The 381-nt window shown below is 66.4% G+C and carries 1 protein-coding gene and 1 pseudogene; both read left to right on the top strand.

Translation table 11 applies throughout. The features are described 5' to 3' along the window. Nucleotides 1-192 (top strand): hypothetical protein (locus RNC47_RS37445; protein ID WP_311605352.1); only part of this gene is annotated, 192 nt, incomplete at its 5' end. After that, nucleotides 189-381, top strand: a pseudogene (locus tag RNC47_RS37440) (hypothetical protein); the annotation flags it as partial. The gene RNC47_RS37445 and the pseudogene RNC47_RS37440, both read left to right, overlap by 4 nt.

Below are 381 nucleotides of genomic sequence, written 5' to 3'. Positions count from 1 at the left end.
GCGCAGCGTGAGGCGCTGGTTCACTACCGCGCGCTCTTCGAGCGATTGGTCGGGGCTGAGCCTGAAACGCAGGCCGGGCCTGACAGCCGCGCCGCCGAACATGTGGCCCAGCCCGAACGCGCCACCCCGGCCCAGCGTGAGGCCGGCACGAACGAAGCCGGTACGGATTCGCCCAAGGAGGCGCGAGCATGACGACCCACGAAGAACAAACGACTGTCTCGCCGGAAGCCACCGAGGCCGAGCCGTCGAGCGAGGACAACACGATGTTGTTCGCCGGCGAGCATCGGTCGGGATTGCACTCGCGCTGGAACGACGTTCAGGCGGCGTTCGTCGACGACCCGAAAGAATGCGTGCAGAAAGCGGACAACCTTGTGGCAGAAG

This window comes from Streptomyces millisiae, assembly GCF_031845425.1.
Taxonomy (GTDB): Bacteria; Actinomycetota; Actinomycetes; order Streptomycetales; family Streptomycetaceae; genus Streptomyces; species Streptomyces millisiae.
This window is presented reverse-complemented; position numbering and strand designations above follow the sequence as displayed.